This window comes from Nocardia sp. NPDC058499, from assembly GCF_042719915.1.
GTDB lineage: Bacteria > Actinomycetota > Actinomycetes > Mycobacteriales > Mycobacteriaceae > Nocardia.
Window position 1 is genome coordinate 417,960 of sequence record NZ_JBHXMZ010000007.1, and the last position, 15,211, is coordinate 433,170.

Sequence of the window (15,211 nt, forward strand, 5' to 3'; positions counted from 1 at the left end):
ACCTGTGGTCGCTGTTTGGAAAACGACCGCGCCCATGGCTTTTTCGCAGGACGTGGTCTCGGTGCGTTGACGGGATGGCAAATGACTTCTGGGCTGGGTATCAGTATCGGCACGGTGAACGTTGTCTCGGCGCGGGTCGCCGAGCACGACGCCCGGCCGATCGTGCGGACACGGCGGACGGCTGTCGGATTCGACAACCGCGGTACCGCACGGCTCGGCGGAATCACCCGATTCTCCACGGCGGTCAGCGAATTCGCCGACCTCGGCCGCGACCCGGAATCGGTGTACGTCGATGGCCGGATCTGGGCGCCGGCCACCATTTTCGCCTCGGTCGTACAGGGGCTGGTCGCCGCCGAACCGGCGGCCGGAGTGGTCGCCACCCATCCGGCCGGATACAGCGCCAAACAACTCGACCTACTCCGGCAGAGTCTCGACCTCGCGGGTGTGGGCCATGTCCAGCTGGTCCCGGAACCGGTGGCCGCAGCGCATTGGCTCGATACCGAACACGGCCCGCTGGATACCGGATTCGTCCTGGTCTACGACCTGGGCGGGAACAGTCTCGATGTGGCGGTGGTGCGCACCGGGATGGACTGGCCGGATCATCCCGTGGTCGGAAAACCGGTACGGTCCTACGATTTCGGTGGCCGCCCGCTCGGCGCCATGATCGCCCGTTGCGCGGGTGACCGGGCGATCGGCCCGGCCGAGCCGGGCACCGGCACCGTTTCGCTGATGTCGTTCGTCGACCCCGAAGGCCTGCGCCGCGAACATATCCGCGATTCGCTCGAGGTGGTGCGCGGTGCGGTGCGCTCGGCCGGTGTCGCACTGTCCGATATCGGCCGCATCCTGGTGGTGGGCGGCGCGGCCCGGCCGCCGCAGGTCGCCGAAACACTCGCCGAACTGGGATTACCGGTGACGATCGCCGCCGATTCGGCGCAATGCGTGGCGCTCGGCGCCGCCGCCATGGCCGCGGAGAGTGTTCCGCTGGCCGGCTCGTCCCGCGCCAAACACGCCCCGATCTTCTCCGGCGCCGCCGTATTCTCCGCGGTCGCGATGTCCGCGGCCACCATCCTGGGTAACGGTGCCGCCGATACCGTGGGGCCGGAGCGGGACCGGATGCCGCTGCAGACCCCGGGTGCGGTGCTGTACGAAATCCACGGCGAAGCGCAGGTGGAACGTTCCGGCGCCGGATGGAGTGTGTCCTACGCGCCGCTGGAGGCCGGGCCGCGAATCGCTCCCGCGGGGGTGTCGCGACCGTACGGGCCCCCGATGCCTGGTACCGCGGCGGCGCCCGCGGATTCGGCACCGGATCGCGATGGCGACCGCAACGACTCGCACACCTCACCCCGCGACCGGCACGCCGACAACGAATCCCGCTACAACGATCCGGCGCGATTCCAGAACCCGATCCCGTTCGACCCGCCCGATCTTCCGGCTCGGCCCGATCCGGGCCCCGCGGAACCGGAGACTCCCGGAATCGAACTTCCCGGTGGCCCCGATCCGGACGATCCGCCCGTTATCGATCCGCCCGGCGGACTGCCCGGCGGGGAAACCGATGAGCCGGGGCAGGGTTCGGACAACGGCACGGGCCCGGTGCCGGGAATTCCCGATATAGGTGACCCCGGAGTGCCGGAGGTGCCGGGCGGGAGCTGGTCCGGTGGCCCGGAATCGCCGGGAGGCGATTGGTCGGCCCCGGGAAGCGAGTGGTCGGAGCCGGGCGGCGGGTGGACGGCGCCGGGTGGTTCGGGCGATACCTCGGCACCGGAGTCGGGGGACGACGGATCCGGTACCGGCGACTCGGACGGTTCCGGTACGGGTGACACCGGCGGCTTCGGTACGGGTGACACCGGCGGCTTCGGTACCGGTGACACCGGCGGCTTCGGTACGGGAAACTCCGGTGGTTATGGCGCGGGCGATTCGGGTGGTTATGGCGCGGGTGATTCGGGTGGTTATGGCGCGGGCGACTCGGGCGGTTACGGTTCGGGTGGCTCCGACGCAGGTGACTCCGGTGGTTTCGGGGGGAGCGGTTTCGGCGGCTCGGGCAGCGGCCCGGGCGGGGTCTCCTCCGGAGGATCCGATTCACCCGGCGGCTCGAACAGTGATTCAGGCGGGTTCGGTGGTTTCGGCGGCGGTCGTTCGAGCGGCGGCGATTCGGATTCCGGCGGTTCCGATTCGTCGAAGGGCTCGAAATCCCGCGGTTCCGATTCCGGCGGCTCCAGTTCCTCCGGCAGTGACGGCGGGTCCTCCCGGAGCAAAGGCTCGGGCGGGAAGTCCTCGGGCGGCGGCTCCGACAACTGACCTCGCAGAGTAGGACCACGACGCCATAGCCGAACTGCGGGGAAACCGGCTGATCCTTCGGCCGGTCGTCCGGCGGGTTCGGTGCGATCCGAAAAATCCGGTGCCGGGGAACCTGGTCCGCGGGAGAATCGAAAGGTGGATGTAGACGGGGGCCCACCGCGGCTGATCGCATTGGATGTGGACGGCACTCTGCTGAAAACCGGTGCGCCGGTCACCGGCCGGGTGGCGGCCACGGTTCGTGCGGCGGTTGCGGCCGGAGCGCATGTAGTCGTGAGTACCGGGCGAACCGTGGTGAGTACCCGGCCGGTTCTCGCCGAACTGGGTCTGGTGCGCGGGCACGCCATCTGCTCGAACGGGGCGGTGCATATCGATATCGAAGCGGCCGAGCCGACTGCGGTGCACACCTTCGATCCGCGGCCGGCGGTGACGGCGCTGCGAGATCTGTTCCCCGATATGATTTTCACCGCGGAGCAGGTGGGTTCGGGTTTCTGGGCGACCGGAATGAGTCCCGGTGAGTACTACGCCGGCGGGGAATACTTGGTGGTCGACCACCACACCCTGTGCAGCGTGCCCACACCCCGGCTGAACTGCTGGTGGCCCGAGGGCTCTGTCACCGAGATGCGCAGTCTGCTGGAAACCCTCGCCGTTCCGGATATCAGCTGGGTCTACGGTGAGTTCGGCCCGTGGCTCACCATCTCACGCGAAGGAGTGTCCAAAGGCTGGGCGCTGGAGCAGTTGCGCCGGACACTGGACATTCCGCGCGAAGCCACGCTGGCCATCGGGGACGGATTCAACGACCGGGAAATGTTCGCCTGGGCCGGGCATTCCGTCGCCATGGCGAACGCCCCCGTCGAACTGCACGCGATTGTCGACGAAGTGACCGCCGACGTCACAGCCGATGGGGTCGCCGCCGTCCTGGAACGCTGGTTCTAGGCGGCAGGCCTGCAGGGACCGCCCGCGGGGAGCGGTCAGGCCGAAAGGAGCAGAGGTCGCGAGGTCGCGGAGTCGTAGCGGTTCCACACGACCTCGGCGAGCGCGGGATCGGGGCCCAGGACCGCAGCGTGCGGCAGGCGGGTGTCCTCGGCGACCAGGCGATCGGTGAGCAGGCCGGGAGCCAGGAACCAGGGAGCTACCAGCAGTTTTCCGGCGCCGCGCGCACGTAACCGCTGGACCGCGTCGGTCAGTGACGGCTGGGCGGTGGCGAAACATACTTCCGTCGGATAGCCGGTTTGCGCGGCGAACCGGCGGGCCAGGCGGGCGGTGGTGCGGTTCGCGGCCGCGGAGGACGATCCGACCGCGGCCAAGGCGATACCCACTCGATCGTGCGGCGCAGTCCAGCCGCGGGCTGCGCATGCCGCGCGAACCCGGTTGTCCAGTACCGAGATCAGACGTGGATCGGCGCCGAGGACATCGGCCTGGGTCAGCTGCAGCCGCGGATGCCGGGCCGCCGCCTCCGCCAGCAGACCGGGGAGATCGACCCGGGCGTGGAAGGCGCTGCCGAGCAGCAGTGGGACCACGACGGCCCGGGTTTCCCCGGATTCGGCTACCGCGTCCAGGACCTGCCCGACCGAAGGCGCGTTCAGGTCCAGGAACGCCAGGCGCGCAGGCACATCGGGGCGCGCCGCGCGGACCTCGTCCATGAGCGCGGCGACGGTGGCGGCAGACCGGGGATCCCGGCTGCCGTGTGCCACCGCGACCAGCGTGGGTGCCAGCATCAGGCCTCGGTTCCGACCTCTACCGCGCTGAGAACGTCCCCGACCAGTCCGGCCGCGAGGGTGTTGCCGCCCGCGGGGTCGATCAGCAGGAAGCTGCCGGTGTGCCGGTTGGTGCGGTAATCGTCCGTCGCGATCGGTTCGGCGACGCGTATCGAGATGCGGCCGATATCGTTGAGGGACAACGATTCCGGGTTCGGATCAGCGCTGAGACGCTGTTCGTCGAAGCGTTCGGTGAGCGTGCCCACGATGGCCTGCGTGGTACGGGTGCCGTGTTTGAGCAGCAGCCGTGCACCGGGGCGCAGCGGTTTGTCGCCGAGCCAGCAGACGGTGGCGTCGAAGGTGTCGACCGGTTCCGGGGCGTCGCCGGGGGAGGCGATGGTGTCGCCGCGGGAGATATCGACTTCGTCGGCAAGGATCAGCGTGACACTGCGCCCGGCCTGTGCGACCGCGAGTTCCCCGTCGGGGGTATCGATCCGCTCCACGGTGGTGCGGATACCGGAGGGCAGCACCACCACTTCGTCGCCCGGCGCCACCGAACCCGCCGCGATCTGTCCCGCGTATCCGCGGTAGTCGGGATATTCGGGGGTGCGCGGCCGGATCACGTACTGCACCGGGAACCGCAGGCCCACCGCGTGTGTTCCGGAGTTGTCCGCGTCCACCGGCACCGATTCGAGATGCTCGATCAGCGACGGGCCGCTGTAGTACGGCGTCTCGTCCGAGCGGGTGGCGATATTGTCGCCGCGCAGCGCGGAGACCGGGATCTCCAGGACATCCTCCTCGGCCCAGCCGAGGGTGCGGGTGAGATGGGAGAACTCGGCGGAGATCTCGGCGAAAACCTTGCCGGCCGCGGCCTGCTTGGCCTGTTCGCTGGGCTCGTCGACACCGATGAGGTCGATCTTGTTCACGGCCAGCACCAGCCTCGGCACCCCGAGCAGCGCCAGCACCGCGGCGTGGCGGCGGGTCTGCTCGATCACGCCTTTACGGGCATCCACCAGCAGGATCACCAGCTGCGCGGTGGACGCGCCGGACACGGTGTTACGGGTGTACTGCACGTGCCCGGGGGTGTCGGCCAGGACGAACGAACGTTTCGGTGTCGCGAAGTACCGGTAGGCGACATCGATGGTGATGCCCTGTTCGCGTTCGGCCCGCAGACCGTCCACCAGCAGCGAGAGGTCGGGAGTGGACAGACCCTTGTCCACCGACGCCCGGGTCACCGCATCGATCTGGTCGGCGAGCACGGACTTGGTGTCGTAGAGCAGACGTCCGACCAGGGTGGACTTGCCGTCGTCGACAGAACCGGCGGTGGCCAGCCTCAATAGGTCGGACATATCAGAAATAACCCTCTCGTTTTCGGTCTTCCATGGCGGCTTCCGAGACCCGGTCGTCGCCACGGGTCGCGCCGCGTTCGGTCAGCCGGGAGGCGGCGACCTCGGCCAGAATGGCCTCGTTATCGGCGGCGTCGGACAGGATGGCGCCGGTGGTGGAACCGTCGCCGACAGTGCGGTACCGCACCGAACGGGTCTCCAGGACCTCGTCCTCACGCGGGCCACCCCAGCTACCGGGGGTCATCCACATTCCGTCGCGCTGGTACACCGGCCGTTCGTGCGCGTAGTAGATGGTGGCCAGCTCTACGTTCTCGCGGGCGATATAGCGCCAGATATCGAGTTCGGTCCAGTTCGACAGCGGGAACACCCGCACATGCTCGCCCGGTGCGTGCCGGCCGTTGTACAGGTTCCACAGTTCGGGCCGCTGCCGCTTCGGATCCCACTGGCCGAAGGCGTTGCGCAGCGAGAAGATCCGCTCCTTGGCGCGGGAGCGTTCCTCGTCACGGCGGCCGCCGCCGAATACCGCGTCGAACCGGTTCTCGCTGATGGCATCCAGCAGCGGAACGGTTTGCAGCGGGTTGCGGATACCGTCGGCGCGTTCGGTGAGGCGGCCGTCCGCGAGATAGTCCTCCACGGCAGCCACATGCAGCCGCAGCCCGTACTTCTCGACCACATGGTCGCGGAATTCGAGCACCTCGGGCAGATTGTGCCCGGTGTCCACGTGCAGCAGCGCGAACGGCAGCGGCGCCGGCCAGAACGCCTTCAGCGCCAGATGCAACAGAACGGTCGAGTCCTTACCGCCGGAGAACAGGATCACCGGCCGTTCGAACTCGCCCGCGACCTCACGGAAGATATGGATGGCTTCCGATTCCAGCGCGGCCAGGGTGTCGAAATCCGAGAGGCCGACAGAGCGTTCGGTGATTACGTCGGTCATGATGCGTGCAACCCACATTCGGTCTTGGCGAGCCCGGCCCAGCGGCCGCTTCGCGGATCGGAACCCGGCTCCGGCTTCCGTGTGCACGGAGCGCAGCCGATGGACGGATACCCCTCCTCCACCAGGGGATTGACGAGAATCGAATGCTTCTCGATGTAGTCCTGCATCTCGTCGTCGGACCACGGCGCGATCGGGTTGATCTTCACCAGCCCGAAACCCTCGTCGAAGGAGATGAGCGGAGCGTTCGCGCGGGTGGGGGCCTCCACCCGGCGGATACCGGTGACCCAGGCGTTGTACGGGGCCAGCGAATTACGCAGCGGCACCACCTTGCGCAGCCGGCAGCATTCCCCCGCGTCGCGGGCGAACAGGTCCTTGCCCAGCAGCGCGTCCTGCTCGTCGACGGTGTGTTCGGGGCGCACATTCACCACGTTCACGCCGTATACCGCCTCCACGGCGTCACGGGTGCCCATCGTTTCGGCGAAGTGGTAACCGGTGTCCAGGAACAGCACATCCACGCCCGGGCGTACCTGGGCAGCGAGCTGCACCAGCACCCCGTCCTGCATATTCGACGCGACGATATAGCCGCTACCGAAGTTCTCCTCGGTCCAGCGCAGCAGCTCCGCGGCCGTCGCGTCCGGGCCGAGTTCGGCGGCACCGCGTTCGGCCAGTGCCCGGAGTTCGTCGGCGCCCAGTTTGGCGGGCAGCTGTTTCTGCTCGGTTGTCACAGTGGGTTCTCCCGTCACCACGCTTGCGGGTTTCATCGCAGATCGGCTTCCTCGGCGCGAACAGCCCACTGCGCGAACCGTTCACCACCCTCGCGGAGTTTGACGAAGTTGCGCACCACGCGCTCGATGTAATCGCCGAGTTCGGCGCTGGTCACCTTGTGCTGGCGCAGTTTGCGGCCGAAACTGCTGTCGAGGCCGAGGCTGCCACCCAGATGAACCTGATAGCCCTCGACCTGATTCCCGTCGCCGTCGTCCACCAGCTGGCCCTTGAACCCGATATCGGCGATCTGGGACCGGCCGCAGGAGTTCGGGCAACCGTTGATATTGATCGTGATCGGCACATCGAGCTCGGCATTGATATCGGCGAGCCGCTGTTCGAGCTCCGGCGCCAGCACCTGCGACCGCTTGCGGGTCTCGACGAAGGAGAGCTTGCAGAATTCGATACCGCTGCAGGCCAGCAAATTGCGCCGCCACACCGAGGGCCGCGCCTGCAGGCCCAGCGGTTCCAGTTCGGCGATGAGTTGCTCGACCTTGTCGTCGGCGATATCGAGAACGATCAGCTTTTGGTACGGGGTGAACCGGGCCCGGTCCGAACCGGCGCGTTCCATCGCGTCGGCGACCTGCGTCAGCACACTGCCGGAGACCCGGCCGGCGATGGGGGAGAAGCCTACGGCGTTGCGGCCGTTACGCAGCTTCTGCACACCCACGTGGTCGATCGGCCGGCTCGGCCGCTCCGGGGCGGGGCCGTCGATCAGCTTGCGCTTCAGGTACTCGTCCTCAAGGACCTGCCGGAACTTCTCGATACCCCAGTCCTTGATCAGGAACTTCAGCCGGGCCTTGGTGCGCAGTCGGCGGTAGCCGTAATCGCGGAACAGTGCGACCACGGCTTCCCACACCTCGGGCACCTCGTCCAGCGGCACCCAGGCGCCGACCCGCTGGGCCAGCATCGGGTTGGTGGACAGGCCGCCGCCGACCCAGAGGTCCAGGCCGGGCCCGTGCTCGGGATGGTTCACGCCGATGAACGCGACATCGTTGATCTCGTGCACCACGTCCTGCTGGCCGGAGATTCCGGTCTTGAATTTACGCGGCAGGTTGGAGTATTCCGGCTTGCCGATATAGCGGCGCACGATCTCCTCGATCGCGGGCGTGGGGTCGATGATCTCGTCCAGCGATTCCCCGGCCAGCGGCGAACCGAGCAATCCGCGCGGGCAATCGCCGCAGGCTTCGGTGGTGTGCAGGCCCACGGCCTCGAGACGGCGCCAGATCTCCGGCACGTTCTCGATATCGATCCAGTGGTACTGCAGATTCTCGCGGTCGGACAGGTCGGCGGTATCGCGGGCGAACTCGGTGGAGATCTGGCCCAGGGTGCGCATGCGATCGACGCTCAGCGCGCCGCCGTCGGTGCGTACCCGCATCATGAAGTACTTCGCTTCGAGGAGATCGGCGTTCTCATCGCCGGTCCAGGTGCCGTCGTAACCCTGCTCACGCTGGGTGTACAGGCCCCACCAGCGGAAACGTCCGCGCAGATCGCCTTTGTCGATACTGTCGAACCCGTTCTTGGCGTAGATGTTCTCGATCCGGGCCCGGACGTTGAGCGGGTTGTCGTCTTTCTTGGACTGCTCGTTCGGGTTGAGCGGTTCCCGGTAGCCGAGCGCCCACTGTCCCTCGGCGCGGCGGCGCACGGGTTTACCGGTGCGAGCCCGCGTGGGACGTGCGGGGGCCTCGCCCTTTGCCGGGGTCTCGGCCTTCGCGGGGGTGGCGGCGTCGGTGCTCGACGTCATGAAGTCGCTCCTGCTGGGTATGGCTTGGGTCCGTGCTGAGGGCGCGAGGGGCTGACTCGCACCTGCGGTATCAGCGGGCCGAAATCCTCGAATCGGGGAAGATCACCGGAAAACCGGGACTGGGCGCAGCTGAGCTACCGGGCGGAACCGGGCAGACAACAGGCGCTGCAGACGCGCTTGTAGTCGACGTGGCGACGGGCCACAAGTCGAACTCCGGATGCGCGCATGCGACCCATTGTGCCATGCCGCGACGCGCATTCCGACCGCCCTACCAGTATTTCCCGTGCACTCCCGGGAAATCGCCTGGTTCCGGCCGGTTATATGTGACGGTCGTCATATTTTCTTGACGGGGCTCGGGACCCGGCGGGAAAGGAAGGCTTGACCTCGAGATAACTCGAGGTTGCAGGCTGACGGTATGAGTACCGAAACAGACGGGGCCGCCTACGCACCGGCCGATACCGATACCGAGATCGCAGCGATCCACGCTGTGGTCGACGCCGTCGCGCAGGCGCAGGCAAACGAGGACGTCGACCGGTTCGCCGCGTTGTTCCGCGCGGACGCCCTGTGGACCACCGGCCACGGCAAACGCCTGTACGGGCAGCCCGCGATCGCGGAGTTCACAGCACAGGTGCTGCCGGGTTCTGCCTTGAAAGACCGGGTCACCTACGACGTCGAGCACATCTTGTTTCTCCGGCCCGATGTGGCGGCGGTCAAGGTGCGGCAGCGCTACTACACCGGCGCCGGCGAACTGGACAGCGAAGGTGCCCCGCTGTACGTGATGACCGAGGAGAACGGGCGCTGGATGCTCACCGCCAACCAGAACACCCCGGTTATCGCAGGCTGAGCCGCGGCCCGGCACACTGGAACGATGACTTCCCCCGCCACCGCGACCCCGCACAGCGATACCGTTCCGGTGCTGCGCGATTTCGGTGGCGGGCCGTTCGGCATCTACGTCCACGTGCCGTTCTGCGCGACCCGCTGCGGGTACTGCGATTTCAACACCTACACCGCCGGTGAACTGGGCACCTCCGCCTCCCCGGAATCCTGGTCGGCCGCGCTGCGCCGGGAACTCGCGGCCGCCGCCCGGCAGTTCGCGGAGCTACCCAGCGCCACCCCGCCGGTCGAGACAGTGTTCGTCGGCGGCGGCACACCGTCGCTGCTCGGCGCCGACGGACTGGCCGGCGTGCTCGACGCGGTCCGGTCCGAATTCGACCTGGCCCCGGACGCCGAGGTGACCACCGAATCCAACCCGGAATCCACCTCCCCCGAATTCTTCGAACGCATCCGGGCGGCCGGGTTCACCCGCGTCTCGCTGGGGATGCAGTCGGCGGCATCACACGTCCTGGCGGTACTGGACCGCACGCACACTCCCGGTCGCGCGGTGGCCGCCGCCCGGGAAGCCCGGGCCGCCGGGTTCGACCACGTCAATCTCGACCTGATCTACGGCACCCCCGGCGAACACGACAACGATCTCGACGCCAGCCTGGACGCCGTACTGGAGGCGGGTGTGGACCACGTGTCGGCGTACTCGCTCATCGTCGAAGACGGCACCGCACTGGCCCGCCGGGTACGCCGCGGCGAACTCCCCGCTCCCGACGACGACGTCCTCGCCGCCCGCTACGAACGTATCGACGCCCGCCTGGCCGCCGCCGGTCTCACCTGGTACGAGGTCTCGAACTGGGCGGCCGGCGATACCGCCCGCTGCCGCCACAACCTCGGCTACTGGGACGGCGGTGACTGGCTGGGCGCGGGACCCGGTGCACACAGCCACGTCGGGGGAGTCCGCTGGTGGAACGTGAAGCACCCGGCCCGCTACGCCGACCGCACTGTCACAGGCGGTCTACCTGCCGCGGGCTGGGAAGCCTCCACGACCGAGGACCGCTACTTGGAGCGGGTCATGCTCGCCCTACGCCTGCGCACCGGCCTGCCGCTATCCGATCTCGATTCCTCAGGCGTACGCGCCGCGCGAGGGGTCGCCGCAGACGGTTTGGCGTCGATACGTGACGACCGCCTCGTCCTGACCGACCGTGGCCGCCTACTGGCAGACGGCGTGGTCCTGCAGCTGCTCGGCTGAGTGCTTGCGGACCGCCACTCGGCGTGCTGATCGCCGGCCGGCGATCGAGTAGTTATCCGAAGAGCGTCGAGTACAGAATCCCTCCCGCGACGACGGCGAACAGCACACCGATAATGCATTGGATCACCAGGTAGAAACGGCGACCGGGAAAATGTTCCCGCGGCTGCGGACCGAGCGCGCCGGCGAAAATCTTCGACAACGGTGACTGATAGTGCGTGCGGGTCAGGTGTCGGTCGCGCACCGGGATCATGGCGTCCGCGAACCCCAGTTCCATCCACGGCGCTCCGATAACCAGGCGCATTTTCGCCCACGCCGACGGGTAGGTGCTGACCCGGACGTGATGGAGCCCCGGCGCGACGGGAATGAAATTCGCACCCCACGATGTGTCCGGGATTCGCTGCCCGTCCACCGTGATCCGCGGTTTGCAGGCCAGATAAGCGTACGGCAGAAACGTCCACCGGTAGAACGCTGCGTCGATGACGATGCCGGTCTCGCCGGGCTCCGGAACATACTCGGGCATAGGCGATTCCGGGTCATGGCGGTACGGCAGGATGAAATCGGGCGGCAGCATGGTGCCGTGATAGGGCTGTCCGGGCGTGACCGGGCGGGGCACCGGCGCCCCAGGGAAGGAATGCTGCCTCGGCGGTGGAGCAAGCGGTGGCCGGTGCCGGTCTGCTGGGTTGTCCATGAGCTTCCTGTATCCGGGAGTTGCCGAAGGAGTCGGGCGAAGGGCGTCCCTGCCGCCCCGCTCTCGCGTCCGTGCTGGGGAATGTGCCGGGGGCAGCGGTGGCCGCGGACGTCCGGGCGTTACGCAGGAGCCCCTTCGGGCGCGAGCAAAGTCTCGAGAACAGAGGTGAGGGCTTCCTTGTAGGGACCCATATCCGTCAGGACGTCGAGCATCTTGGTGATCAACGTGGAGACTTTGACCGTCTCCGCGGCGATGCGGGTGGTCGCCTGAGCGGCCACCACCGGTGCCGCCGTGCCGCCGGAGAGTGCCAGCTCGATGGTCCAGCTGAAGAGTGCACCGTACAGCGCGGTGAGAATGTTCTGCACCAGTGTTCGCACCGCATCGACGATTTTCGCGGTCTTCTCCATGATGGTCGCCAGCGCGGCAGCCGCACCGCCTGCCGCGCCGATCTGATCGAGCAGGGTCGTCGCGTAATTGCGGTAGGCGATCGCGGTGTGCCCCGACCAGGTCGCGATTTCGCCGTCGATAGCGGACTGCCAGTCGCCACGGATCGCCGTGAGTTCTTTCGCGATCTCCGTCCAAGTGCCCGCGTACGCTTCGACCATGTCCGGGTTGCCCATGAGCGAATCGAACGCCTTGCGCAGCGGTTCGACATGTTCGAGCATCCACGAGGCGATCTGGGTGCCGACGAAAGCCAATGGATCGGTGCCGATTTCGGCGGCTGTCGCGCCGACTCCGATCGCCCCCAGGGCCGAGTCCAGATAGGCGTCCTTGTTGAGATCCGAGACGACCTTCCACGCGTCGTAGGCGATGGTGCCCTCGAGAATTCCCCAGGGTCCTTCCTCGCCGGCCAAGCCGACGTTGTGGTGTAGGAAGGCGTCTTCCTGGAAATATTCTTCGCGGTAGTTCGTACCGTCGACGATCAGTTCGTTGCCCTCGGGGGGCGCTTCGTCGTCGAACCCCGGCGTGTGCTCGTTGAGCCATTCCCCGATCTCGGTGGCCATCTAGAGTCCCCCCTTCGAATCCTCGATCGCTGTCTGCAACCCCTCGAGTGTTTGCGCGAAGGTGCCGTCGGTGCCCTCGAACGAGTCCGCGTCGGCGTTCAATTTCCCGGGAACCCCGGCGGCCTTCTCGGCTACCTTGCGGATCGCCGCCACGGTCGAGGCGTGATTGTCGGAAAGAATCCAATCGACGATCGGACGTGGGATGGCACCATAAGCGTCATCGGCGGCGGCGATATAGCTCGCCGCTTCCAGGGCGGCGGTCGTCCGGGCCATCAGGCTCTGCACGCTGGTCGCATGCTTGCGCAGGCTTTCCGGGTCGACCTGCAAGGGGGGTGCTGCTTCGTTCGTCATCGTCGCTACCTCAGACCAGCCAGGACTTGTTCCGGTAGTACTCGCCTTCTTCGTCCTCGACATCGGGGATCAGCGATGTCGGAGTCGCGGGAGGCGGAGGAGGCGGTTGGTTGCGGCCCGGAGCCGGCGGTGTGGGTGGCGGGGGCGCCGGTGTGGGTGGCGGGGGCGCGGGTGCGGGGTATGTGGGCTCGGGCCGGGCAGGTGCCGGGCCCGGGGACCGGTTCGACTGCGGTTCGTTCCAGATGGGGTCAGGATGTGCCGGCCGGTTCCAGGAGGAGGCCGGATTCGGCTGGTCCGACCATATCGGTGCCGGCGCCGCGGACCCGGGCTGCGGCGGCGTCCTCTGCGAAACCGGTGGCGCCGGATGGGGAAGTCCCGGGGCGGTTGCGGGGTCGGCGAGGCGGCCGGCGAACTGCTCGATGATGGTCGCGCCGATCGGGTCGTCGCCGACCACCTCGTGGACCGTCGCCGTCACTTCGCGGCCCAGTGCGGCACGGGCACGCGATAGGCAGGCCATCACCTCGGTGGACAGTGCGACCGGGCTTCTGCGCCGGATCCCGTCGGTGAAGCGGATATCGGTCGGCACGCCGTTGCTGTCGACGGTGACCCGGACACTGTTGTCGCCGGAGGTCTCGGTCACCGACAGTTGCGCGAGCCGGCCCTGGAGTACTTGGAACCGCTGGGCCTTCTGCTGCATCTGCTCGGCCCACTGGGCCAGGCCGGCGGCTGTCGCCAATGGGTCGTCCGACACCGAAATCCCCCCTGGGTACTGGATTCTGCTGCGCTCCGGGGGACGTTAGCACGGTCTTTCGGCGGCTGTGCCCGGGTGGAGGAGCGCCGCGGACATAGACTGGGTGGTGAGCCCGGGTGTCCGAGCTGGGTTCGGAGGAAGACGGTGCGCCGCCGGTCGGCAACGACGGCGTACAGCACAGCGAGGAGGTGGGGTCGATGTCGAGCACCGAGGATCGGCGCTTCGAGGTCCTGCGGGCGATTGTCGCCGACTACGTCGCCACCAAGGAGCCCATCGGCTCGAAGACCCTGGTGGACCGGCACAACCTGGGTGTTTCCAGTGCGACCGTCCGCAACGATATGGCCGTTCTGGAGGCCGAGGGATATATCGCCCAGCCGCACACCAGTTCGGGCCGGATTCCCACCGACAAGGGCTACCGGCAGTTCGTCGACCGTATCGCCGATGTGAAACCGCTCTCGGCCGCCGAACGCAAGGCCATCATGCAGTTCCTCGAATCGGGAGTCGACCTCGACGATGTGCTGCGCCGCGGGGTCCGGTTGCTGGCCCAGCTCACCCGTCAGGTTGCTGTCGTCCAGTATCCGACGGTCTCCGCGTCGACGGTGCGGCACCTCGAGGTGGTGGCGCTCAATCCGGCACGGTTGCTGCTGGTGGTGATCACCGATACCGGCCGGGTCGATCAGCGCATCGTGGAGCTCGGCACCGTCGTCGACGACGAGGATCTGGCCGCGCTGCGCGGCATGCTGGGCGCGGCGATGGACGGTAAACGGCTGGCCGCCGCCTCTGCCGCGGTGGCCGAACTGCCGGAGCAGGCGCCACCGCAACTGCGGGATGTGCTGATCAAAGTGTCCACGGTGCTCGTGGAAACCCTGGTCGAGCATCCCGAGGAGCGGCTCGTGCTCGGCGGTACCGCCAACCTCACCCGCAACGCCGGTGATTTCGGCCTGCACGGTTCGCTGCGCACCGTGCTGGAAGCGCTCGAGGAGCAGGTCGTGGTCCTCAAACTGCTGGCCGCCGCCCAGCAGCCGGGAATGGTGACGGTGCGGATCGGTGAGGAAACCCAGGTCGAGGAGATGCGCGGAACCTCGGTCGTCACCACCGGCTACGGCGCCGCGGGCGCGGTCCTGGGCGGTATGGGTGTGCTCGGCCCCACCCGAATGGATTACCCGGGAACGATCGCCTCCGTCGCGGCCGTAGCCCGCTACATCGGCGAGGTCCTCGCCGAACGGTGAGGGTGATGCGGTACCCGAACATCGTCGAACGAGTCGCCCGGATGACCGCTCCCGGCACTTGACCCCACCTTCGCCGACAGCTACGACGCCGGGGGAGCAGCCGTCGGGCTCTCCGGAGCCCTCGCCTACGGCCGCGACCACGGACCGTGCCCCTCCGTGCGAGACTCGGCGCGACCGATACGAACCCCAACGTAACCAGCGGCGCCGCCGAGTTCAGCGAGGCCCTGAAAGGTTTTGGCCCGTCCCTGCTGTCAGCGCTCGAGGCAATGCGGCGCAGCCGCGAGCATCGAGCGCCCACAACAAGGAACAAAAGGGGGCAAAAACCCCACGCCCGGGGCG

Annotated in this window: 15 protein-coding genes; 5 read left to right on the top strand and 10 right to left on the bottom strand. The window is 67.8% G+C overall.

What is annotated here, in order from left to right; genetic code table 11:
- Positions 1-81: 81 nt before the first annotated feature.
- The gene (locus ACFWPH_RS23195) at positions 82-2,295 is read left to right on the top strand and encodes an Hsp70 family protein (RefSeq protein ID WP_378754233.1); all 2,214 of its coding nucleotides are present in this window, start codon (positions 82-84) and stop codon (positions 2,293-2,295) included.
- 135 nt (positions 2,296-2,430) lie between these two features.
- A complete protein-coding gene (locus ACFWPH_RS23200; RefSeq protein ID WP_378754235.1) occupies positions 2,431-3,228 on the top strand; it encodes an HAD family hydrolase in 798 nt (265 codons plus the stop codon).
- A gap of 35 nt (positions 3,229-3,263) precedes the next feature.
- Here the strand turns inward: ACFWPH_RS23200 and ACFWPH_RS23205 are convergent, their stop codons facing one another.
- The 6 genes from ACFWPH_RS23205 to ACFWPH_RS23230 form a co-directional block, all read right to left on the bottom strand.
- Positions 3,264-4,010 (bottom strand): sirohydrochlorin chelatase, encoded by a 747-nt coding sequence (locus ACFWPH_RS23205; protein WP_378754236.1) that lies wholly within the window; start codon positions 4,008-4,010, stop codon positions 3,264-3,266.
- On the bottom strand, positions 4,010-5,338 hold the full coding sequence (locus ACFWPH_RS23210) for a sulfate adenylyltransferase subunit 1 (RefSeq protein WP_378754237.1): 1,329 nt from the start codon (positions 5,336-5,338) through the stop codon (positions 4,010-4,012). Before ACFWPH_RS23210 ends, ACFWPH_RS23205 begins: the two co-directional genes overlap by 1 nt.
- A 1-nt stretch (position 5,339) precedes the next feature.
- Entirely contained in the window at positions 5,340-6,287 is a 948-nt protein-coding gene (gene cysD, locus ACFWPH_RS23215) for a sulfate adenylyltransferase subunit CysD (RefSeq protein WP_280415909.1), read from the bottom strand.
- Positions 6,266-7,030, bottom strand: a complete 765-nt coding sequence (locus ACFWPH_RS23220) for a phosphoadenylyl-sulfate reductase (protein ID WP_378754238.1) — start codon at positions 7,028-7,030, stop codon at positions 6,266-6,268. The genes cysD and ACFWPH_RS23220 overlap by 22 nt, the downstream gene beginning before the upstream one ends.
- A complete protein-coding gene (locus tag ACFWPH_RS23225) occupies positions 7,027-8,775 on the bottom strand; it encodes a nitrite/sulfite reductase (protein WP_378754239.1) in 1,749 nt (582 codons plus the stop codon). The genes ACFWPH_RS23220 and ACFWPH_RS23225 overlap by 4 nt, the downstream gene beginning before the upstream one ends.
- A gap of 134 nt (positions 8,776-8,909) precedes the next feature.
- Positions 8,910-9,011 (bottom strand): Ms4527A family Cys-rich leader peptide, encoded by a 102-nt coding sequence (locus tag ACFWPH_RS23230; RefSeq protein WP_357238227.1) that lies wholly within the window; start codon positions 9,009-9,011, stop codon positions 8,910-8,912.
- Between the two features lie 179 nt (positions 9,012-9,190).
- On the opposite strand from ACFWPH_RS23230, the gene ACFWPH_RS23235 reads away from it, so the two are divergent.
- The gene (locus tag ACFWPH_RS23235) at positions 9,191-9,619 is read left to right on the top strand and encodes an SgcJ/EcaC family oxidoreductase (protein WP_378754240.1); all 429 of its coding nucleotides are present in this window, start codon (positions 9,191-9,193) and stop codon (positions 9,617-9,619) included.
- Between the two features lie 24 nt (positions 9,620-9,643).
- Positions 9,644-10,849, top strand: coding sequence for a radical SAM family heme chaperone HemW (gene hemW, locus ACFWPH_RS23240; RefSeq protein ID WP_378754241.1), 1,206 nt, complete (start codon positions 9,644-9,646; stop codon positions 10,847-10,849).
- A 52-nt stretch (positions 10,850-10,901) separates the two neighbouring features.
- On the opposite strand, the gene ACFWPH_RS23245 is transcribed toward hemW, so the two are convergent.
- The 4 genes from ACFWPH_RS23245 to ACFWPH_RS23260 form a co-directional block, all read right to left on the bottom strand.
- Entirely contained in the window at positions 10,902-11,537 is a 636-nt protein-coding gene (locus ACFWPH_RS23245) for a hypothetical protein (RefSeq protein WP_378754242.1), read from the bottom strand.
- 119 nt (positions 11,538-11,656) lie between these two features.
- Positions 11,657-12,541, bottom strand: a complete 885-nt coding sequence (locus tag ACFWPH_RS23250; RefSeq protein ID WP_378754243.1) for a hypothetical protein — start codon at positions 12,539-12,541, stop codon at positions 11,657-11,659.
- Positions 12,542-12,892, bottom strand: coding sequence for a type VII secretion target (locus ACFWPH_RS23255; protein ID WP_378754244.1), 351 nt, complete (start codon positions 12,890-12,892; stop codon positions 12,542-12,544). It abuts the gene before it with no gap.
- 10 nt (positions 12,893-12,902) lie between these two features.
- Positions 12,903-13,643, bottom strand: coding sequence for a YbaB/EbfC family nucleoid-associated protein (locus tag ACFWPH_RS23260; protein WP_378754245.1), 741 nt, complete (start codon positions 13,641-13,643; stop codon positions 12,903-12,905).
- Positions 13,644-13,840: 197 nt separating this feature from the next.
- Here ACFWPH_RS23260 and hrcA point away from each other — a divergent pair, with 197 nt between their 5' ends.
- Positions 13,841-14,872 (top strand): heat-inducible transcriptional repressor HrcA, encoded by a 1,032-nt coding sequence (gene hrcA, locus ACFWPH_RS23265; RefSeq protein WP_033244753.1) that lies wholly within the window; start codon positions 13,841-13,843, stop codon positions 14,870-14,872.
- The last annotated feature ends 339 nt before the right edge of the window (positions 14,873-15,211 follow it).